A 21,339-nucleotide genomic window follows, 5' to 3' on the forward strand; every position below is an offset into this window, starting at 1 on the left:
TTCTTTGACTTTATTCTGCGGCTTCGAGGCCTTTTAGGCCTATTTGAGCGGCTTCGATGGATTCGCGTTCGATGCGGGCATAGTGCTCGAATTCATTAAGCACTTTCGCGCCCAGATCATCCTCGAAACGCTTCTGGTTGGGGCTTTCGACAAAATCCTGTGTTTCGTCGTCGCCCAGATTGGACTGGAATATACCGGCTGCACTAACCGGCAGGAAGTCTTCATAGATAATCGGATCGAACTGAACTGCACCAGCTTCAATCAGAACCTCGATATCGGTACCCAGCTTGAAAGCTTCAAGCTTTGCGGCATCCTTGACCGAATAGGCGAAATAGCCGAGGCCTTCTGCACGGATGCCTGCCCATGTGTCAGGGAAAGCGGCGAAGGTGTCGCTCAGCGCCTTCACATATTCAGCCGAATTGGAGCCATCCGGAGCAGGGCGGGCAACTGCGCGGGTGTCGTTGAGCAGCTTGTCGTAAAGCGCACGGCCCTTTGGGGTCAGGGCAACGCCGCGCTGCTCGATTTCACCGAAACGGGCAGTGTGTGAGCCAGGGGTCCAGGTGCCGTCGCTGCTTGTGAAGGATACCTCTTCTTCCAGTGCCTTGAAGGAGGTCTGGCGCAGAAGGATCGGGCATTTGCGGGTTGGCGGACCTTCGACAACAGCCTTCGGGTTGATGCCGCGATCCGGCATCTGAACCTGTACGGCATCGATGTCGAGCGTGCGCGGGGTCAGATGGTTGATGTGTGGGCCCTTGAAGGACACGACGTCGGCAATCAGGCGATGGGCGTCATGCAGGCGATGGTAAAGCTCGGCGCTGACATTTGCGTGATCGTGCCAGCGGAAAGTTTCCAGCACTTCAACGACAAAGGCTTTTGCGTCGTCGTCGTTGAGGCCGCCTTCGGCTTCGGCCTTCTCGACGAGCGCGATAGCACCGGCGGTGAAGATGTTGCGCTTGGAGAGAACCTCTTCCGATTCCGCACGCAGCTTTTCGTCGGCGATGAGGTCGAGACGCAAAAGCGAAGTGAAGACGCGGAATGGATTGTGTTTCAGTGCGGCGTCGTCGATCGGGCGGAAGGCGGTGGAGTGAACCGGGACACCAGCGGCGCTCAGATCGTAATAACCGACCGGGAACATGCCCATGACTTCGAAGACACGGCGCATCATGGAAAGTTCGGCAGGCGTGCCGAGACGGATCGCGCCATGGCGTTCTTCGGATATGCGTTCGAGTGAATCTGTTTCCGTCAGACGTTCATGCAGGTGACCGTCGTCAGCCAGAACCTTCGCATTCACATCGGCGACGAGTTCCATCAGGGTGCCATAGGCAGGCACTTCCTGCTTATACATGGCGGACATCGCAGCCGAGAAGGCGGAGCGAATGGCGTCCGGCGAAACGAATTTCTGGTCTTTCATGGCGAAAATTTCCGTCGAATGGGGCATCTTCGGGTGATGCATGTCGTACTTGGGAGGAACATGCATGGATTATGATGAAAATGTATCATATCAGCCGTTTTGCCGTTATGATCGCGACGAACGCAACTATGTTAATGCGAGATTGGAATGAAGCTTAGCAGGAGACTGATCCCGGACATCGCCACGCTGCAAGCGTTTGAATGTGCGGCCCGCCACGGAAGTTTCACCCAGGCGGCCAATGAACTCAATCTCACCCAGAGCGCGGTCAGCCGTCAGATCAAGGATCTGGAAAGTCAGCTCGGCGTGCTTCTCTTCGAGCGCATCCGCCAGCGTATTCTTCTGTCCGATGCCGGGCGCAAGTTCCTGCCTGAAGTGCGACGTCTTCTCAATCAGACTGAGGATACGATGCTGCGCGCTATGGCGTCGGCGCAGTCGACATCGTCGTTCAGCGTCGCGACCTTGCCGACATTCGGCACGCGCTGGCTGATGCCGCGGATTTCCGATTTCATCGAAAAGCATCCCGGTATTGCCATCAATGTCGCGTCGCGCTCCGGTGTCTTCGATTTCGAGGAGCAGCCTTTTGATCTCGCGATTCACTATGGCCAGCCTGTCTGGGCACATGCCAACTGTACCTTCCTGTGCAGCGAAGTCATTGTGCCGGTCGCCAGCCCAAGCCTGTTAGAAGCGCGCCATCCGTCCGCCCCGGAAGAACTTGAAAACGAGCCTTTGCTGCATCTTGCGACACGGCCCAAAATGTGGGCGCAATGGTTCGAAAGCTGCGGTGTCGAAGGGCGGTCGGCCTATCGTGGGCACCGATTTGACCAGTTCTCGATGGTTATCGGCGCGGCATTGGCCGGTTTGGGCTTCGCGCTTCTACCACTTTATCTGATCGAGCAGGAATTGCTCAGCGGCGAACTTGTCATGCTTTTTGAGAAGCCGATGCGAACCGAGAATGAATATTATCTCGTTGTGCCGGAAGGGAAGCTGGAAAACCCGTTGACGCAGGTGTTTTGTCAGTGGATTGCCGGGCAGGTGGGGAATACCGACTATTCAATGCTGGTTCATTCCAAACCGGAATGAATTGTTGCGCAAATAACGCTGTCCAACCGGCTTTCGCGGCGTGAAATAGAAACAGTCGGGCAGGGTGCCCGTATTCCACGAGAGCGGTCGATCATAAAAAAGACCGGGAACCGCTCTAACTGTTTGTTTTTATGCATTTCCGAACGCAAAACCGCTTCACACTTTTGCTGGAAATGCTCGGTATGAAATGGTTACTCTCAATGTTGAACGATCCGCGCTCCCATGGTCTTTGGGAAAAGACCGCCCCTGCCGCTCCCAAGACGACTGCGCTGCAAGGTGATCTGACCGCGGATGTGGTGATTGTGGGTGGTGGTTTCACCGGTCTCTCGACAGCTCTGCATCTGGCCGAGAAAGGCACGCGGGCTATCGTTCTCGAAGGTATCGAGATCGGCTATGGCGGTTCGGGCCGCAATGTCGGCCTGGTGAATGCGGGCATGTGGGTCATGCCGGATGATCTGCCCGGCGTGCTTGGCCAAAAATATGGTGACCGCTTGCTCGATGTCCTCGGCAATGCGCCGAAGCTCGTTTTCGAAATCGTTGAGAAGCACAAGATCGCCTGTGAAGTCGAGAAGCAGGGAACGCTCCACTGCGCCGTCGGCAAGAAGGGCCTGAAGGAACTTGAGGACCGCCATGAGCAGTGGGCGCGTCGTGGCGCTAACGTGAAGCTGCTCGATGCCAAGGAAACCGAAGCCAAGGTTGGAACCAAGGCTTATGCGGGTTCGCTGCTCGATCTGCGCGCCGGTACGATCCAACCGCTGGCCTATGTGCGCGGGCTAGCCCATGCTGCCATTGCCGCCGGTGCGACTGTATTTACCGGAAGCCCGGTGATCGGCGCTGAGGAAAAGAACGGCAAATGGGTGGTCAAGACCGCCAACGGTTCCGTGACGGCCAACTGGGTGGTCGTGGCAACGAATGCCTATACCAATGTGCCATGGCCGGAAGTGCGCGCCGAACTGGTTCATCTGCCTTATTTCAATATGGCCACAAAGCCACTTTCCGACAATTTGAAGAAGAGTATTCTACCCGAACGCCAGGGTGTATGGGATACGAAGGAAGTCCTCTCGTCTTTCCGTTTTGACCAAAAGGGCCGCCTCGTTTTCGGCAGCGTCGGTGCGTTGCGCAACACGGGTGCTGCCGTGCACAAGGCATGGGCAAAGAAGTCGCTGAAGCGTCTCTTCCCGCAGATCGGCGAAGTTGAATTCGAAGCCGAATGGTATGGCAAGATCGGCATGACCGATGACAGCCTGCCGAAATTCCATCGCCTCGCCCGCAATGTGGTTGGGTTCTCCGGTTACAACGGTCGCGGTATCGCGCCGGGAACCGTTTTCGGAAAACTGCTTTCGCAGCTCGTTTCGGGTGAGATCAAGGAAGACGATCTGCCGCTACCAGTCAGCGATCCGAAGGAACAGAATTTCCGAGGTCTGCGTGAAGCCTATTACGAGGCCGGTGCGCAGGTTGCGCACGTCGCCGAGATCGTTATCTGATCTGTTGATCTTTTACCGAGAATGGGTTCGCGGTTGTCATAAAACCGCATTGCAATTCCTCTAATGCCATCCGCATCTTCTCCATGCTGGGAGATGCGGATGGCTGTTCGGCAAATCATTCAATGCCTTAAAAGCCTTCCGATGGATATGATTCCGCCGGGAGGCTTTTGTTTTCCGGGTTCACGTTGCAGGATGTTTGACAGGTGCACCATGAATGGAAATGATCGTGCCTATCGCCATGGCAGTATCTGCGCGCTATCACTTCGCACGCGTCAGTACTGCGCAGGCATCGCTGGTCATGCTGGCGAACATTACACAGAAATTCGAGGAGCGAATCCCATGAACAAGATGCTGAAGCGGGCCGTTGCCGTACCTGCGCTTCTTGCTCTTTCCATCGCCGTGGCACAGGCCGATACGCTGACTCTCTATACGTCGCAACCGGAAGCGGATGCGACCAAGACGGTCGAAGCTTTCCGCAAGGCCAATCCGGATACGGATGTGCAGATTTTCCGTTCGGGAACGAGCGAACTCCTCACCAAGCTTGCCGCCGAGTTTTCGGCTGGCGCGCCACAGCCTGACGTTCTGCTGATCGCTGATGCGGTGACGATGGAAGGTCTCAAGAAGGACAAGCGCCTTCTGCCTTACACGGACGCCAAGGTTGATGGTTTTGCTGCGGATAGCTATGACGCCGACAAGACTTATTTCGGCTCCAAGCTGATCACCACCGGCATTGCCTACAATACCGGCGCAGCGCAAAAGCCTGAACATTGGGGAGACCTCGCTAAGGCCGACTATAAGGGCCAGGTTGTCATGCCAAGCCCGCTTTATTCGGGTGCTGCGGCCTATCTCCTGAGCGGTTTCGCGCTCAACAAGGATCTCGGCTGGGATTATTTCAAGAACCTCAAGGCCAATGAACTGGCAAGCGTCAAGGGCAATGGCGCAGTGCTGAAGTCGGTTGCGAGCGGCGAAAAGCCATACGGCATTCTCGTTGACTTCATGGCGCTCAATGCAAAAGCCAAGGGTTCGCCGATCGAGTTCGTCTTCCCGCCGGAAGGTGTGCCTGCCGTGACCGAACCGGTTGCGATCATGGCGACCGCCAAGAACGTCGATGGTGCCAAGAAGTTCGTTGATTTCATCCTGTCGGATGATGGCCAGAAGCTGGCACTCGAGCAGGGCTATCTGCCTGCCAAGGACGGCGTCGGTCGCCCTGCATGGCTGCCAGAAGGCACCAAGATCAACATCATGTCTATCGACACCCAGAAGGTTCTCGATCAGACTGATGCCGACAAGAAGCAGTTCTCCGAGCTGTTTGGCGGATAAAAAGCGAAAATGCGGATGTTTCGAGATCTTCAGGGCCGTGATACGGCCCTGATTGTTGGTGTAACGCTGATTGTTGCGGTGCTGTCGCTTCTACCGATGGCGCGTCTGCTTGTTGAGCTTGTTGCGCCGCAGGGACAGTTTTCAACATCCGTTCTTTCCGAAACATTGAGCAGCCGCTCGACATGGGTTGCCACATGGCATTCCCTGCAGATCGGTATTGGTGGCACGCTGCTGGCGCTGGCGTTTGGCATTGTGGCGGCGTTGCTCGTCGGCCTCACAGATATGCGCGGGCGCAATGTCTTCGTGCTTTTCTATGTGACACCGCTGCTGATCGCCCCGCAGGTAACAGCGCTGGCGTGGCTCCAGCTTTTCGGGCCTTCCAGCCAGTTCCTCAAGATCATCGGCATGGCGCCGCCGCTGGGAAGCCGCAATCCGCTTTATTCCGTCTGGGGCATTATCTTTCTGCTTGGCGTGCAATATGGACCGCTGGTCTTTCTGATTGTACGGGCGGGCCTGCGCAAACTCCCACGCGAGCTGGTCGAAGCGGGTCTGAGTGCCGGTGCCAGCAAATGGATGGTTCTTCGCACGATCATCCTGCCTTTGATGACGCCATCGATCATCGGGGCTGCGGCGCTGGCTTTCGTGTCGTGCGTCGGCAATTTCGGCATCCCGGCGTTTCTGGGAATTCCGTCGAATTATCTCGTTCTGCCAACGCTGATTTATCAGCGTCTTGCGGGCGGTGGTCCAGCAGTGCTGTCCAGCGTCGCCGTGCTTTCGGTGCTGATCGGTCTGATCGCCATGGCAGGGATCGCCGCGCAGGACTATGCTTCGCGCCGTCGCGATTTCCGCATTGTTTCAACGTCGCTTCCAGCGGCACCTTTCGCGCTTGGCGTATGGCGTGTGTGGGCTGAACTGGCTGCGTGGCTGTTGATCGTGATCGTGCTGTTTCTGCCGCTGATTGGCCTGACGCTTTCAGCACTGGTTCCGGCCTATGGCGTGCCGCTCACATTTGCGACAGCAACGCTTGAAAATTTCCGCTTCGTCATGCTTGAACACAGCGGTTCAGCCCGCGCCCTTGGCAACAGTATTCTGCTGTCGGTGGTGACGGCGGGTTTTGCTGTGCTGATTGCGGTTCCGCTTGCCTATATGCTGGCATGGCGCAAACGGCGCTGGACGCCGATCCTCAATTTTGCTGCCGAGATGCCCTATGCGTTACCGGGTGTCGTGCTGGCCATCGCCTGTCTGCTGATGTTCTTAAAGCCGTTGCCGGTGGTTGGTGTCAGCCTTTACAACACGCTCTGGATTATCCTGTTTGCCTATCTTGCGCGCTTCTTCGTGCTGGCGCTGCGGCCAACGGTTGCTGGCCTCCACCAGATAGACCGTGCGCTGGAAGAAGCCGCGCGAGTTGCGGGCGCTGGCCTTTTTTATCGGCTGCGGACCATTATATTTCCTCTTGTCGCACCAGCGACGCTTGCAGGCGGCGTACTCATTTTCATGACCGCATTTTGTGAGCTGACGGTTTCAGCGCTACTATGGGCGTCGGGATCGGAAACGCTGGGCGTGGTGATGTTTTCTTTTGAACAGGCGGGCGATTCCGCCTATGCGGCCGCCATATCCATTCTGGCCGTTGCGGTGACATTCATGCTGATGCTTGCAACAAATCTGTTTGCGCGGCGTCTTCCAAACGGAGTGCTGCCATGGCGCGACTGAAAATCGCTTCTGTTTCCAAGGCCTTCAATGAGTTTCAGGCCCTGTCTGAAGTGTCGCTTGATGTGAAGGACGGCGAGTTTGTTGCTATTCTCGGACCATCCGGCTGCGGCAAGACCACGCTTCTGCGGATGATTGCAGGTTTTGAAGATGTTGACGGCGGCGAAATCCATATTGGAGACAGCCGCGTTTCCCATGTTGACGGTAACGTGCCACCGGAAAAGCGGCAGGTTGGTATCGTCTTCCAGAATTATGCGCTCTGGCCGCATATGACTGTGGCCGAGAATGTCGGCTATAGTCTGCGGGTGGCAAAGGTTGCCAAAGCCGAACGCGAACGCCGCGTGAAGGAAGCTCTGGCGCTGGTCGATCTGAACAGTTTTGGTGATCGCCGCCCGGCCAATCTTTCGGGCGGTCAACGGCAGCGTGTGGCTTTGGCCCGCTGTCTGGTAGCAGCCCCTTCGCTGGTATTGTTTGACGAACCGCTTGCCAATCTCGATGTGCATTTGCGTGCTTCGATGGAAGACGAGTTTGCGGCTTTCCACAAGCGCACTGGCACGACGATTATCTACATCACCCATGACCAGGCCGAGGCCATGGCGCTTGCTGACCGGATTGCAGTTCTCGATCACGGCAAGCTTCAGCAGTTCGATACGCCGCGCAAACTCTATGAGGAACCGGCCAGCGAAATGGTCGCGTCCTTCATCGCGCATGGCATGGTGCTGCCTGCGGAGGTCGTGTCCTTTGCGCAAGCGGGACATTGCGAGGCGCTGGTGCTGGGAAGCCGTGCGCAGGTGCGGTGTTCGGGCATCGAAATGCCGCGTGCCAATGCGCAGCTCTGCGTTCGCGCAGAAGATCTGGCATTGACCGAAACCGGCGGCATCCCTGTGCGGGTCAAGCGTTCGGTCTATCGGGGTGGCGGTTCGCGCATCGAGGCACATCCGCTCACCAAGCCGGATATTCACCTGCATTTTGAAGTGCGCGATCCGGTAAGACTGGACGAAGGCGACGAGGTTCGCGTTGCTATTCGCGGTGGCTGGATCATTCCCACCGATGAAATGCCGGTGAGAAAAGTCTCAACCGGCTTTCCAATCGGCAACAAGATATAAAAACTTTTTCAACTTGTGATGTAAGTTTCTTGCAGATATACACCCGATCTGGTGCTTTACCTGGAGGGGGCGATGGGGGCGGGGCGGTTTTCCAATATAGATGGGTTGCGCGCGATTGCAGCCACATCGGTTCTATTTCATCATATCTTTGGTGACTTCATCCGGGACGCATCTGATCAGAGTACACCTCTGATTGGTTTTCTGACCTCGATAGTTTCGAGTTTTGACTTCGGCCGTTTTGGCGTGGTGCTGTTTTTTCTGATCAGCGGTTTCGTGGTGCCTTTCAGCATCAAGGGTGACCAGCCGATCAGGCGATTTGCAATCGGTCGGTTCTTCCGTCTTTACCCTGCGTTCTGGCTTTCACTGCTTTTCATGTGTGGCTATCTGGTATTCACCGGAAACACCCCAGAATTGAAAACCGTGCTGGCCAATGCGACCATGGCGGCGAATGTTTTCGGGCAGCCGTGGCTTTCCGGCGTTTACTGGACGCTGTTCATCGAGCTGGCCTTCTATGTATTGATCGCCGTGGCCTTCATGGCTGGGATTTTGCGACAGCCCTTGCTGGTCTTCGCGGCCGGGCTGCTGCTGGCGCTCTCAACCGGTGGGCCGTTTCTGTTGCGCTTCCTCGGCGTCAATCTGCCCGTTATCTATATCGGGCTTCATCTATCGTTCCTGTTTTGCGGGTTGCTGCTCCGCTTTACCGTCATTGAAAAGGAAAGGGGCGCTTTATGGGCGGCTCTGGTACTGATCATTGTACAGATGAGCATTATCGTCTCGATTGGGGACTTTTCTCTTGCTCGAAATGACACGTTCTTCATCGTGGGAAAATTCCCGGTCATCGCATCTTATGTGGCAGCTTTTTCCGTCTTTCTTCTGTCACTCTGGACGATGAGACCACAATCGGAGCTTCTGTCTTCAACAGGTGAGATAAGTTACTCGATCTATCTTTTTCACGTCCCGGTCTGCTGGACGATTTACCTGTTCTTGCCGCCGACAGGCACCTTAAGCGATCTCATCACGATGGCATTGTGTGTCGTTGGATCGTTCGCGGTTTCGATCCTGACTTATCGTTATGTGGAGAAGCCGATGATTGCGGTTGGCCGAAGGATTTCCGGACAAGTCAATCGTCCCTTACAACAGGCGGCAAGCTGAACGGCCTCTACGCAAGATCGCAAAGGCCGTTCGTCGTTTTTATTTCTTCTTCATTGCTTCCAGCAACGCAGCGCCAAAACCGCCGGTTGATGGCTGTTCCTGTTTGCGCTGCGGCGCGAAGTTCTTAGCGGGCTGCCGGTCGCGGCTTACAGGGCCACGGGGGGCAGGAGCTTCGCCGCCGTCCTTCCGCATCGTCAGGCCGATGCGCTTGCGTGGCACATCCACTTCCGTCACACGCACCTTCACCACATCGCCAGCCTTGACCACTTCATGCGGGTCTTTGACAAAGCGGTCGGCGAGCTGCGAAACATGGACGAGCCCGTCCTGATGCACGCCGATATCGACGAAGGCACCAAAGGCTGCAACGTTCGTGACGGTGCCTTCGAGCATCATGCCGGGTTTCAGGTCCTTGATGTCATCGATGCCATCGGCGAAGGTCGCGGTCTTGAATTCAGGACGCGGATCGCGGCCCGGCTTATCAAGCTCGGCAATGATGTCGCGCACGGTTGGCAGACCAAAACGCTCATCGACAAAGACGCGCGGATCGAGCGCCTTGAGGGCCACGCTATCACCCATGAGACTGCGCACATCGCGACCGCAGGCGGAAACGATCTTTTTGGCAACGCCATAGGCTTCCGGGTGAACGGAGGAGGCATCAAGCGGCTCGGTGCCGTTCGCGATACGCAGGAAGCCTGCGCATTGTTCAAAAGCCCGGTTGCCGAGGCGTGCGACTTTCAGAAGTTCCTTGCGGTTCTTGAAGGCACCGGCGTCATCGCGATGCGCAACAATTGCTTCGGCGAGCGATTTTCCGAGACCGGATACACGCGCCAGCAGTGAGGCGGATGCCGTGTTGAGATCAACGCCGACAGCGTTCACCGCATCTTCGACCACCGCATCGAGTGAACGCGCCAGACGCGATTGATCGACGTCATGCTGATACTGGCCGACGCCGATGGATTTCGGATCGATCTTCACGAGCTCCGCCAAAGGGTCCTGCAAGCGGCGGGCGATGGAAACGGCACCGCGCAGCGATACGTCGAGCTGCGGAAATTCGCTCGCTGCTGCTTCTGACGCCGAATAGACCGATGCACCTGCTTCCGACACGATGACTTTGAGCGGCTTTGGCGCTGGCAGGTCGTTGAGCATATCCACGACAAGACGTTCGGTTTCGCGACTGCCTGTGCCGTTGCCAATCGCAATCAGCTCGATCTTGTGTTTGCGGATCAGGCTTGCAAGCTCTGCCTGTGTGCCACGCACATCGTTCTTTGGCGGAAACGGATAGACCGTTGTTGTGTCGAGCAGTTTGCCGGTGCCATCGACGATCGCGACCTTGACGCCGGTGCGGATGCCCGGATCAAGACCCATGGTGGCGCGCGACCCGGCAGGGGCGGCTAACAGCAGGTCCTTGAGGTTGCGGGCGAAGACGTTGATGGCTTCTTCCTCGGCGCGTTCACGCAGGTCGCGCATGAGATCAAGTGACAAGGAGAGCGAGAGCTTGACGCGCCATGCCCAGCCTGCAACTTCCATCAGCCAGCGGTCGCCGGGGAGCGTTGCGCCGATATTATAGGCGGCTGCAATTTTGCGTTCGACCGGCTTTACAGGCGAGGTGTCGTCGGCGTCGATTTCAATGTCGAGCGACAGAAAATCCTCGTTGCGACCGCGCAGCATGGCCAGAGCGCGGTGTCCCGCAACATTTGCCCAGCGTTCAGAATGGTCGAAATAATCGGAGAATTTCGCGCCTGCGTCCTGTTTGCCATCGACAACGCGCGAGCGCAGCACGGCGCGATCTTTGAGGTAGTTGCGCAAATTGCCGATGAGGTCTGCGTTCTCTGAAAAGCCTTCGGCGATGATGTCGCGTGCGCCATCCAGTGCCGCCTTCACATCGGCAACTTCACCGGCGACATATTGCGCAGCAATCTCGGTGGGAACCAGTCTGCGGTCGGTAAGTATGGCTTCGGCAAGCGGTCCGAGACCGCGTTCGCGGGCGATTTCGGCTTTGGTGCGGCGCTTAGGCTTATAGGGAAGATAAAGATCTTCAAGCTCGGCCTTAGTCTGAACGCCAGCGATTTTCAGTTCCAGTTCCGGCGTCAGCTTTTCCTGACTGCGGATCGATTCCAGAATGGAGCTGCGGCGTGCTTCGAGTTCGCGCAAGTAGGCGAGGCGCTCTGAAAGCTGGCGCAGTTGCGTGTCATCAAGCCCGCCGGTGACTTCCTTGCGGTAACGGGCGACGAAAGGCACGGTTGAGCCTTCATCCAGTAGGCCAATAGCGGCAATGGCCTGTTCCGGCTTTGCATTGATCTCCGCCGCTATAATCCCGGCAATACGCTTGGTGATGTCCGCCATGTATTTTCCAATTCTCCACTATCACGGCGAACATAGTCGGATGCCGGTTCGGCGCAATCAAGGCAGTATCGATGTTCCACAGGAAAGGCGTCGATTTACCTCTTCACGCGCATGTGAACAGCCTCCCTCTTTTTAAATCGAATTTAAACGATACTTATATCGTGAAATGACGATATGAATGAAGATCAGCGAGGTGACCATGATGTCGGACATTCAATCTATAGCACAGCCTAATTCATTAGCTATGCCGTTGGACGAGATACTCAAGGCACTTGGCCATCCAGTTCGTCTCGACATTTTGAGCTGGCTCAAGCAGCCGGAGAAGCATTTCTCCGCTCAGCACATGCCCCTGGAGATGGGTGTGTGCGCCGGTCAGTTCGAACGGTGTGGTCTTTCCCAATCCACCGTTTCTGCTCATTTGTCCGTGCTGACGAAAGCGGGGCTGATTTCGCCCCACCGCGTCGGCCAATGGACCTTCTACAAGCGCGATGAGGAGGCGATTGCCGCCTTGCTCAAATCACTGTCCGATCTTTAATCCCGTTTGCCCAATCTTTCCCATTTGAAGGAATGTATCCATGGCCACATTGTTCGATCCAGTTACAATCGGCGATCTCAAGCTTGCCAATCGTATCGTTATGGCACCGCTGACGCGCAATCGCTCGCCCCGCGCTGTGCCAAACGACCTCAACGTCACCTATTATGAACAGCGCGCCAGTGCTGGCCTTATCATCACCGAGGCAACGCCGATCAGCCATCAGGGGCAGGGTTATGCCGATGTGCCGGGCCTTTATTCCGATGAGCAGCTTGCTGGCTGGAAGCGCGTGACCGACGCCGTGCATAGCGCAGGCGGCAAGATCGTCGTGCAGATGTGGCATGTGGGCCGTATTTCGCACGACAGCCTGCAGCCAAATGGCGGCAAGCCGGTGGCACCTTCGGCCATCACGGCCAAGTCGAAGACCTATCTCGTGCATCCGGACGGCACCGGCGAATTCGCGCCAACCTCAGAGCCGCGTGCGCTTGAAAAGAGCGAGTTGCCGGAAATCGTTGCGACCTATGCCAAGGCTGCAAAGGATGCTGTTGAGGTGGCTGGTTTTGACGGCGTCGAAATCCACGCTGCAAACGGCTATCTGATCGATCAGTTCTTGCGTTCGGGCAGCAATCACCGCACCGATGAATATGGTGGCTCGATTGAAAACCGCGCCCGCTTCCTATTCGAAGTCGTTGATGCCGTGACGAAAGCGGTTGGTGCCAGCAAGGTCGGTATTCGTCTTTCGCCGGTAACACCTGCCAATGACTCATCGGATTCCGATCCGCAGCCGCTGTTCGACTATGTGCTCGAAAAGCTTGCCTCCTACGGTCTTGCTTATGTTCATATCATTGAGGGTGCGACCGGCGGTCCACGCGATTTCCAGCAGGGTCCGCAGCCATTCGATTATGCGCGTCTCAAACAGGTTTATCGCGATGCCGGTGGTGAAGCTGCCTGGATGGTCAACAATGGCTATGATCGCGAACTGGCTGAACAGGAAATCGAAAGCGGCCGCGCTGATGTGGTTGCCTTTGGCAAGCCGTTTATCTCCAATCCGGATCTCGTTCGTCGTTTGAAGGATAATTCACCGCTCAATGAGCTGGATCAGCAGCATATGTATGGCGGTGGCGCCAAGGGGTATACGGACTATCCGATCCTTGCCTGATCATGAAAATAAAGAGGCCGGAGAAACTCCGGCCTCTTTATCGTTTATAACCTTGCCCGCGTTGAGCGCGGGGTGGCAAGCAGCAGATTGGTTTCGCTGGCCTTGATGCCCGGCACCAGTCGAATGCGGCGCAGCACGGCATCGAAATCGGTCAGTGTTGCAGCACCCAGTTCCACCACCAGATCGAAACGACCATTGGTAGTGTGAACGGCTGAAATTTCCGAGAAGCCACCAAGCGCCTTGACCACGCGGTCGGCGACATGGCCTTCGATTTCGATCATCATGATGCCACGCACCGGCAGATCAACTGCGTCAGACCGCAGGATCACTGTGTAGCCGATGATGTCTCCGGACTGTTCAAGCCGTTCCATACGGGCGCGGACCGTCGCGCGGGAAACACCGAGATCGATTGCCACATCCGAAATGCTGCGTCGGCCATTGTGGCGTAAAAGCGTGATAAGCTTTTCATCCAGATCGTCCATGTTTTCTCCATTTTGAAAAGCCAATCCGACATTCTGATAAACCAAACCGTTAAAATTGCCAATCCGGTTGCTTCACATCGCCAAGCGTAAATGGTCAATCTAGGGCAATAATTTCTCTGGAGTAGCACTTTATGCATTGCAAGATTTTGGGATTGCCTGTTCAGGAAGGCACTGGACGTCTCGGCTGCAATATGGGCCCCGACGGTTATCGCGCCGCTGGCATTGCGGACGCAATTCGCGAGCTTGGCCACGAGTTTACCGATCTCGGCAATCTGGCTCCGGCTGAACTGCGCCCGCTGACCCATCCCAATCCTGTGATCAAGGCACTGCCGCAGGCTGTCGCCTGGATCGAAGCCATCAGCGAAGCTGCTTATCGCGAAAGCGAAGACGGTTTCCCGATCTTCCTCGGTGGCGATCATCTGCTTGCAGCAGGCACTGTTCCCGGCATCGCGCGCCGCGCCGCAGAAAAGGGCCGCAAGCAATTTGTGCTGTGGCTTGATGCGCATACGGATTTCCATACGCTGGAAACGACGGGCAGTGGCAATCTGCATGGCACACCTGTTGCCTATTACACGGGCCAGAAGGGCTTTGAAGGCTATTTCCCGGCTTTGGCAGCGCCGATTGATCCCGCCAATGTTTGCATGATGGGTATTCGCAGTGTTGATCCGGCAGAACGTGCTGCGATCAAGCAGACCGATGTTGCCGTCTACGACATGCGCCTTATCGATGAGCATGGTGTAGCAGCCCTGTTGCGCCGCTTCCTGCAGCGCGTGAAGGACGAAAACGGTCTTCTTCATGTGAGTCTCGATGTCGATTTCCTTGAGCCGTCGATTGCGCCCGCTGTGGGCACCACGGTTCCCGGCGGCGCGACCTTCCGTGAAGCGCATCTCATTATGGAAATGCTGCACGACAGCGATCTGGTGACAAGCCTCGATCTCGTCGAGCTTAATCCGTTTCTCGATGAACGCGGACGCACCGCAACCGTGATGGTCGACCTTATGGCGAGCCTTTTGGGCCGCAGCGTCATGGATCGTCCAACCATCAATTATTGAATTCAGAAACCGCATTCGCTGCTGGTGGATCAATGGTCTGCCGCTGAATGCTAAGGAGCAAGAATGACCCAACCGAACCTCAATATCGTCCCTTTCGTCAGTGTCGATCACATGATGAAGTTGGTGCTTTCCGTCGGCGTCGAGACCTTCCTCAAGGAACTCGCCGATTATGTGGAAGAGGATTTCCGCCGCTGGGAAAGCTTTGACAAAACGCCGCGCGTGGCTTCGCATTCCGATGAAGGCGTGATCGAGCTGATGCCGACAAGCGACGGTACGATGTACGGCTTCAAATATGTGAACGGTCATCCAAAGAATACGCGTGACGGCCTGCAGACGGTTACGGCTTTTGGCGTTCTCTCGGATGTTGGCAGCGGTTATCCGATGCTTTTGACCGAAATGACCATTCTGACGGCGCTGCGCACCGCTGCAACCTCGGCAGTTGCGGCCAAGCATCTTGCGCCAAAGAATGCGCGCACGATGGCGATCATCGGCAATGGTGCGCAGAGCGAATTTCAGGCTTTGGCGTTCAAGGCAATTCTCGGCATCGACAAGCTGCGTCTCTACGATATTGACCGCACGGCTTCGGAAAAATGCGCGCGCAATCTGGAAGGCGCAGGCATTGATATCGTGATCTGCAAGGATGTTGAAGAAGTGGTCGAGGGTGCGGACATCATCACCACCGTAACCGCCGACAAGCTCAATGCCACGATCCTGACCGACAATATGGTTGGTGCTGGCGTTCATATCAACGCGGTTGGCGGTGACTGCCCAGGCAAGACGGAGCTGCACGGCGATATCCTCCGCCGTTCGGACATCTTCGTCGAATATCCGCCGCAGACCCGCATTGAAGGCGAAATTCAGCAGCTTCCGGAAGATTATCCCGTCAATGAATTGTGGGAAGTGATCACAGGCAAGACTGAAGGCCGCAAGGATGCGCGTCAGATTACGCTGTTCGACTCGGTCGGCTTTGCAACGGAAGACTTTTCGGCTCTGCGCTACGTTCGTGACAAGCTGAAGGATACGGGCTTTTATGAGCAGCTCGATCTGCTGGCTGATCCGGATGAGCCGCGCGATCTTTACGGCATGTTGTTGCGCCACAAGCAGCAGCTTCAGGCCGAAAAGTCCAAGCCAGCGGCCTGATTTCCGATCTTTTGAGCAGCTTCCACTTTTGGGAATGCTCTAGCTGTTGCAACCCTGCCGCGCTTGATGTGCGGTGGGGACACGCTTTCGCAATCAATGCGATAAACTCTTGTGCCGTGCGCAATTTCCATTATTGCAGGATGTGATTTCTGTGACGGGGTGCATTGGGTATGGGCGACAGGGTGGAAAGCGAAACATCCTTAAGACAATCGGTGAGTACTGTGCGGCCTGCCGCCAGCCCCGTCGTCTTCTGCGAGACACTGGGCCTTTTTCAGGCTCCCCTTGGCCAATCTCTTGATACAGTTGTCGTATTTGCCAGTCCCTGGGGGCTGGAAGAGCTTTGCACGACACGCAAATTCTGGCGCGTCATTGCCGACGAACTGTCGGCGCATGGCATCGCTTCTTTCCGTTTTGACTGGCCCGGCACGGGCGATGGGCGTGACGACATCGATTTTTCGAAAGGGCTGGAGCTCTGGCAAAATACCTTGGTGGAGGCTGCCCGGAAAGCGCGCGACCTGTCAGGGGCAAGCCGCGTCATTATCATCGGGCAGAGCCTTGGTGCAGCCGTCGCTGCCGAAACTGCGGCCCGGATCGACGGTATCGCGGCATTGGCGCTACTGGCGCCGGTCATTTCAGGACGGTTCTACACGCGTGAACTGGCCGTCTGGTCGAGCATGGTCGATGCCGATCTGGGACTGACCGATGCGCAGAGGATCAAGAACAGCGTTTCCATCGCATCGCTGACGATGCAGCCGGAAGTGGCCGCCGATGTGAAGAAGATCAATCTTCTGTCACTGGAGACGAGGCCCGCGCCGCAATGTCTTTTGCTGGCGCGGACGGATCGTCCGAACGATGCCGAACTGGCGACGCATCTGGAAAAACTGGGTGCGGACGTGACGGTTGAAGCCTTTGCCGATTACGACAAGCTGATTTCGAACCCGGTTATCTCTCGGCTGCCCCTGGAAGTCGCGGATCGGCTTGTCGATTGGGTGGCAGGCCTTGCAGGGTCTGATCCCGCGCAGAATAAGCCCGATGATAGCGCTCTTGGCGGCTCTTTGACGGGCGACGGGTTTATCGAAACGCCCGTATCTTTCGGTTCCGGCGATCGCCTTTCAGGCGTTATCTGTGCGCCCCTGGGCGAACGGCGCGGCAGAACGGTCCTTTTCCTGTCGTCATCCTATGACCGGCGTGTCGGATGGGGCCGCACCACTGTTGAGATGGCACGCAAGCTTGCACGGGAAGGGATGGCTTCCCTGCGCTTCGACATCGCGAATGCTGGCGACAGCCCGCCCCATCCGGGCATGCCGGAACAGGTGCTTTACACCCAAGGACCAGAAACAGATGTTGCCGAAGCTCTCGATTATCTTGAAGCCATAGGCTGGGGGCGTCCCGTTGTCGCCGGACGGTGCAGCGGTGCGTTTCTAGGGTTCCACAGCGCCCTCAAAGATGAACGCATTTCCGGTGCGGTTCTCGTCAATCCGGTGACATTTTATTGGGCGCCAGAGCGTTCGGTTGAGGATGCCGTTCGCGAAGGCAATCGCACGCTAGGGGATTACGGCAGTCGCGCGCTCCGCGCCGAAACCTTCCAGCGTCTGTTTCGCGGTGAACTGGATATCCGCGCTATCCTGCGCAATCTCACGCGCGGGATCGTCGGACGTGTTCGCAGTCTGGCACGCAAGGTCCTGCGCAGCCGGACAGTGGAGGGGCGGGCGGTCTACTCGGCTTTTGACGAATTGAAGCAGCGTGAGGTGCCGCTGGCGCTGGTCTATGCCGAAAAGGATACCGGGCGCCAACATTTCAATTTCTACTTCGATCAGGCGGGCAGCAGCGTGCAGGGTTTCGACAATGTATCGGTCGCCGTCATTCCCGATGCCGATCATAATCTGACGCCGGAACATTCACGCGAAATCTATATCGACGCGATCCGTTCGCTGGCCTTGCGGGATTAGAACCACACGATCCGGGATGAACCGGCGATGCGGATTTCACCCGTCGGCTTCTCCAGCGTTTCATGGCGCGGGATGAGGGCAACGCGTTTGGTCTCGTTGGGAGCAAGGTGAAACCAGTTCTCCGCCGCGCGCCAGTCTCCTGCATCGATGCCGACGGATTGAGCCAGAACCGGTGTTTTCAGATCAAGGAACCAGTTCCCGTTCTCTTCGACAAGCGCAGCTTCGACAGCGGCATCGTGAAAGGCCTTTGTGCGTCCGAGCGGAAAGTGGAATGCTTCGGCAATCGTAATATCATTACGCTTCAGTCGCGCCACCGTCACGTCATGTGCCGCAGGACCGAAACGATAGGCGTAAGTGACATCGAAAAATGCGCCGAACAGGTCGGTGGCGGGAATAGTTATCGCTGAACGACCGGCAATTGAAAGATCTTGGCGACCGGAAACCACCGGCTGCGAACCGGCGCGCAGACATGCTAATTCAAGCGAAAGATCAGCGGATTCCACCTGCTCGTTCAGAATGTGAATCGCGAGGCCGTTGATGCCTTCATCGGTTAAGGCGAGTTGTTGCGGACGGAAGGCGCGCTTGAGGCCATACCACGAAGCCTTGGGTTCGCCGGTCGCATCGATCATGCCCCAACCGGCACCCGGCAAAACGTCCTGAAACATCCAGAGAAGCGCACCGAAACAGGTGCTTTCGGGCCGTCTCCATTCGGCAAAGGTCGTTTCCATCACTTCCGCGGTGACGGCGCGGGAAAGGTGGAGATATTGTTCCATATCCTCGCGCCGCAACCGCGCCGGATCGTAACCGTATAACATCTCCAGATAGGCGTCCCGCACATCCTCGAAATCCCAGGATACGCCGCGATCACACGGCACACGTGCCTTCCAGCGCGGATCATGGACTGGCGGCACATCGAGATGGGTTTTCAGCGTGCGCGTTTCCGGCACGTTGGAGAAGGCCAGACATTCGGTCGCAAAGCGCACTTCCGCACGTCGTGCATCTTCCATTGGACGGCAATAGGCACTGACGCCGTAATAGTGGCTGACACCTTCATTGCTGATGAAGGGGAGGGCGCCATCGCAGGGCGAATTCGGCACATAGGGAATATTCGGGCAAAGCTCGCCAGCGATACCGGGTAGAATTTCCTCGGTAAGCGGACCTTTCCAGGTTGCTTCCGGGAGGCCCATCATCGCGCCTTGCTGGTAGATTTCGCTGCCGCCGCAAAGAACTGTCAGCGACGGCGCATGTTGGACGGCGGTGAGAATCTGACAAGCTTCCGCTCTTACTTTGGCGACAAATGTTTCGTCCTTCACCGGGTAATCGAAGTTGGCGAACATGAAGTCCTGCCACACCATGATGCCCAGCTCGTTGCAAAGCGTATAGAAATCCGGTGTCTCATAGGCGGTGATGCCGCTCAGCCGCAGCATGTTCATGCCCGCTTCCTGTGCGAGCTTCAGCCATGGCTCATAATCGCTGCGCGCGCCGGGGAGACGGACGATATCGGCGGAACTCCATACCGCACCGCGACAGAAGATCTTCTCGCCATTGATCTTGAGTGCAAATCCCTTGCCGTCCGATCCGCGGTCGACCTCGATGCTGCGAAAGCCAGTACGCCCGAGCAACTGCTTTTCACCGTCGAGCGAAAGCTCGACATCGTGAAGCGTCGGATTGCCATGCGTGTGCGGCCACCATGGTTCGACATTGGGAAGCGTCAGCCTTGCCGCCCATTGATCGTCGGTCTGGCGTTCGCAGACGGCTTGCTGCCCCGCACAATGGAGGGTGGGCGTCCCGGCCATGCCGCTATAGGTAAAACTGACTTGAAGCTCGCCATCGCCGGTTTTGGTCAGTCTTGCCAGAATAGCAATGTCGGATATGGCTTCGGCCCCGGAACGGCTGATGGAAATCGGCCGCCATGGACCTGCGGCATGCACTTCCGGACACCAGCCCGGCATATAGCCAAGCGCGGTCGTGCGGACGAGGCGCAGGCCCTGTGTGTTCATCAGTTGCGTGCGCCAGCGGGCGCGCGGGCCTTTCTGGCCCAGGCGGGGCGCGAGTGCACGAAAACATAGGGCAAGCTCGTCCTTGCCCGACAGCATGACGGGCATATCATGGCCAAGAAACATGCTGTCGGTTTGCAACAGCAATTCGCCATTGAAAAAGACATCGCATATCGTGGCAAGCCCATCAAAATGGAGTGTGGCAGGACCGGGTGTCTCCTCAAGGTCGAGGAAATACCAGGCATCCTGATTGTCGAGCGGTACGGGATTTTTCCGGTCGAAACGTCCGGCTTTTTCCAAGGCTTCTGCCACCGTGCCGGGCACGGGAACATCATTGATCGGTTCACCGGACCTGGCATCATGCGGCGATTGCGCCGCATCCGGGCCGGTGATGACGAGCCGCCACCCGAGCGAGAGTGGTCGGCTCATTGGATTCAGTTCAAGCCGCATCGCGACCGAGTTCCGTTGCAAGCGCTGCCATCATACGATCCCAGGCATCCGCTGCCGGTTGAAGCGTTCCGGCCAATGCGTCGAACTTCTTGCGCATGACGGCACGGGCAAGTTGGAACTGAACGGCCTTTGCCGTTTCCGCGATCTGCAAGGCATCTGCCGAGGCCGTCGCAAAGCGCTTGCCTTGCCCAAGCCAGTCGAGGTGACTTGCCGCGAGTTCGAAATTTGCGCCGAGCTGACGCAGCGTATTGAAGGCATATTTATGGAAGAAGCCAAACGGACGTTCCGCAATTGCTTCAACCTGAGCGGGGAACACGCTGGCAAAGGCGCGGATTGGATTTTCTTTCGGCCTCCGCGCTAAATGGCGAGCCAGAAGGATTTCTGCAACGCGCCGCTGATGGGCTTCATCCGGCACATTCTTCGGAAACTTGGCGAATTCCGTATAGGGCAGGAAGGGCAGGTCGGATTCCGTCAGATGACGCTGGAAAACGCCGTCGAAATCGTCGCCCTCCAGATGGTAGAAACCCCCATTATGAAAATAATCCAGCGAACGGTTTTCAACGTCCATACGATTGATGGCGATGGTGGTTTTGCCATGTTCCGTCCGGTAGCTGACGCCACGCGTATCCGGCATGAAATAGCTGTCCATTTCGATCATGCAGAGGCGTCCGCGTGCAATCTGCTCGGCGACATGGCGTTCCACATGATCGAAAATTGCAAGCTCTGTCGCCCGCACCCCGTAAAGGGCTTCGAGGTCTTCCAGCGGCACCTTGAAGAAGGTGAACTGGTCGCCCTCGAAATCCTGCGTGAGCGTGAAGCCGAGCATGGCTTCCGGGGCGGCACCCAATGTTGCCAGCACTTCGATCCAAAGATCGACATAGCAGTTGGTTTCCGGCCAGATACGCGTCTGGGCATGCAAAGCGTGCGGCGTGTAACGGTCGGGCGCGATGTTCGGAAAAACAGCCTGCATAGTCG

At 56.9% G+C, this 21,339-nt stretch carries 17 protein-coding genes; 12 read left to right on the forward strand and 5 right to left on the reverse strand.

Annotated elements, in window-relative coordinates; translation table 11 throughout:
- Positions 1-10: 10 nt before the first annotated feature.
- Positions 11-1,411, reverse strand: a complete 1,401-nt coding sequence (gene hglS, locus FIB18_RS15800) for a 2-oxoadipate dioxygenase/decarboxylase HglS (protein WP_140021613.1) — start codon at positions 1,409-1,411, stop codon at positions 11-13.
- Positions 1,412-1,558: 147 nt separating this feature from the next.
- On the opposite strand from hglS, the gene FIB18_RS15810 reads away from it, so the two are divergent.
- From FIB18_RS15810 to FIB18_RS15835, 7 genes are all read left to right on the forward strand, one after another.
- On the forward strand, positions 1,559-2,491 hold the full coding sequence (locus tag FIB18_RS15810; protein WP_140021614.1) for a LysR family transcriptional regulator: 933 nt from the start codon (positions 1,559-1,561) through the stop codon (positions 2,489-2,491).
- A gap of 200 nt (positions 2,492-2,691) precedes the next feature.
- Positions 2,692-3,975 (forward strand): NAD(P)/FAD-dependent oxidoreductase, encoded by a 1,284-nt coding sequence (locus tag FIB18_RS15815; RefSeq protein ID WP_140021665.1) that lies wholly within the window; start codon positions 2,692-2,694, stop codon positions 3,973-3,975.
- Between the two features lie 214 nt (positions 3,976-4,189).
- Complete coding sequence (locus FIB18_RS25360; RefSeq protein WP_268899005.1) at positions 4,190-4,318, forward strand: hypothetical protein; 129 nt, start codon at positions 4,190-4,192, stop codon at positions 4,316-4,318.
- Positions 4,315-5,295, forward strand: coding sequence for an ABC transporter substrate-binding protein (locus tag FIB18_RS15820; RefSeq protein WP_140021615.1), 981 nt, complete (start codon positions 4,315-4,317; stop codon positions 5,293-5,295). Before FIB18_RS25360 ends, FIB18_RS15820 begins: the two co-directional genes overlap by 4 nt.
- 9 nt (positions 5,296-5,304) lie before the next feature.
- Positions 5,305-7,005 carry an ABC transporter permease gene (locus tag FIB18_RS15825; RefSeq protein ID WP_140021616.1) on the forward strand — a complete coding sequence of 567 codons (1,701 nt, stop codon included), beginning with the start codon at positions 5,305-5,307 and terminating at the stop codon, positions 7,003-7,005.
- Positions 6,993-8,108, forward strand: a complete 1,116-nt coding sequence (locus FIB18_RS15830) for an ABC transporter ATP-binding protein (RefSeq protein ID WP_140021617.1) — start codon at positions 6,993-6,995, stop codon at positions 8,106-8,108. The genes FIB18_RS15825 and FIB18_RS15830 overlap by 13 nt, the downstream gene beginning before the upstream one ends.
- A 72-nt stretch (positions 8,109-8,180) precedes the next feature.
- Entirely contained in the window at positions 8,181-9,260 is a 1,080-nt protein-coding gene (locus FIB18_RS15835; protein ID WP_140021618.1) for an acyltransferase family protein, read from the forward strand.
- Positions 9,261-9,299: 39 nt separating this feature from the next.
- Here FIB18_RS15835 and FIB18_RS15840 read toward each other — a convergent pair whose 3' ends face one another.
- Complete coding sequence (locus FIB18_RS15840) at positions 9,300-11,603, reverse strand: Tex family protein (protein ID WP_140021619.1); 2,304 nt, start codon at positions 11,601-11,603, stop codon at positions 9,300-9,302.
- A 202-nt stretch (positions 11,604-11,805) separates the two neighbouring features.
- Here FIB18_RS15840 and FIB18_RS15845 point away from each other — a divergent pair, with 202 nt between their 5' ends.
- Entirely contained in the window at positions 11,806-12,138 is a 333-nt protein-coding gene (locus tag FIB18_RS15845; RefSeq protein ID WP_140021666.1) for an ArsR/SmtB family transcription factor, read from the forward strand.
- A gap of 40 nt (positions 12,139-12,178) precedes the next feature.
- Positions 12,179-13,294 carry an alkene reductase gene (locus tag FIB18_RS15850; RefSeq protein ID WP_140021620.1) on the forward strand — a complete coding sequence of 372 codons (1,116 nt, stop codon included), beginning with the start codon at positions 12,179-12,181 and terminating at the stop codon, positions 13,292-13,294.
- A 44-nt stretch (positions 13,295-13,338) separates the two neighbouring features.
- Here the strand turns inward: FIB18_RS15850 and FIB18_RS15855 are convergent, their stop codons facing one another.
- A complete protein-coding gene (locus tag FIB18_RS15855; protein WP_140021621.1) occupies positions 13,339-13,776 on the reverse strand; it encodes an Lrp/AsnC family transcriptional regulator in 438 nt (145 codons plus the stop codon).
- A 131-nt stretch (positions 13,777-13,907) separates the two neighbouring features.
- Here FIB18_RS15855 and rocF point away from each other — a divergent pair, with 131 nt between their 5' ends.
- The 3 genes from rocF to FIB18_RS15870 all read left to right on the forward strand — a co-directional run bounded on the left by rocF (position 13,908) and on the right by FIB18_RS15870 (position 17,917).
- On the forward strand, positions 13,908-14,828 hold the full coding sequence (gene rocF / locus FIB18_RS15860; protein ID WP_140021622.1) for an arginase: 921 nt from the start codon (positions 13,908-13,910) through the stop codon (positions 14,826-14,828).
- Positions 14,829-14,891: 63 nt separating this feature from the next.
- Positions 14,892-15,968, forward strand: a complete 1,077-nt coding sequence (locus FIB18_RS15865) for an ornithine cyclodeaminase (RefSeq protein WP_024899361.1) — start codon at positions 14,892-14,894, stop codon at positions 15,966-15,968.
- Between the two features lie 212 nt (positions 15,969-16,180).
- The gene (locus FIB18_RS15870) at positions 16,181-17,917 is read left to right on the forward strand and encodes an alpha/beta fold hydrolase (protein ID WP_235894904.1); all 1,737 of its coding nucleotides are present in this window, start codon (positions 16,181-16,183) and stop codon (positions 17,915-17,917) included.
- On the opposite strand, the gene FIB18_RS15875 is transcribed toward FIB18_RS15870, so the two are convergent.
- Both FIB18_RS15875 and FIB18_RS15880 read right to left on the reverse strand, forming a co-directional pair.
- The gene (locus FIB18_RS15875) at positions 17,914-20,364 is read right to left on the reverse strand and encodes a glycoside hydrolase family 2 protein (RefSeq protein ID WP_140021624.1); all 2,451 of its coding nucleotides are present in this window, start codon (positions 20,362-20,364) and stop codon (positions 17,914-17,916) included. The genes FIB18_RS15870 and FIB18_RS15875 overlap by 4 nt on opposite strands.
- Entirely contained in the window at positions 20,354-21,334 is a 981-nt protein-coding gene (locus FIB18_RS15880; RefSeq protein WP_210296137.1) for a DUF1839 family protein, read from the reverse strand. Before FIB18_RS15880 ends, FIB18_RS15875 begins: the two co-directional genes overlap by 11 nt.
- Positions 21,335-21,339: the final 5 nt, after the last annotated feature.

The sequence above is a fragment of the Brucella pecoris genome (genome assembly GCF_006376675.1).
GTDB lineage: Bacteria > Pseudomonadota > Alphaproteobacteria > Rhizobiales > Rhizobiaceae > Brucella > Brucella pecoris.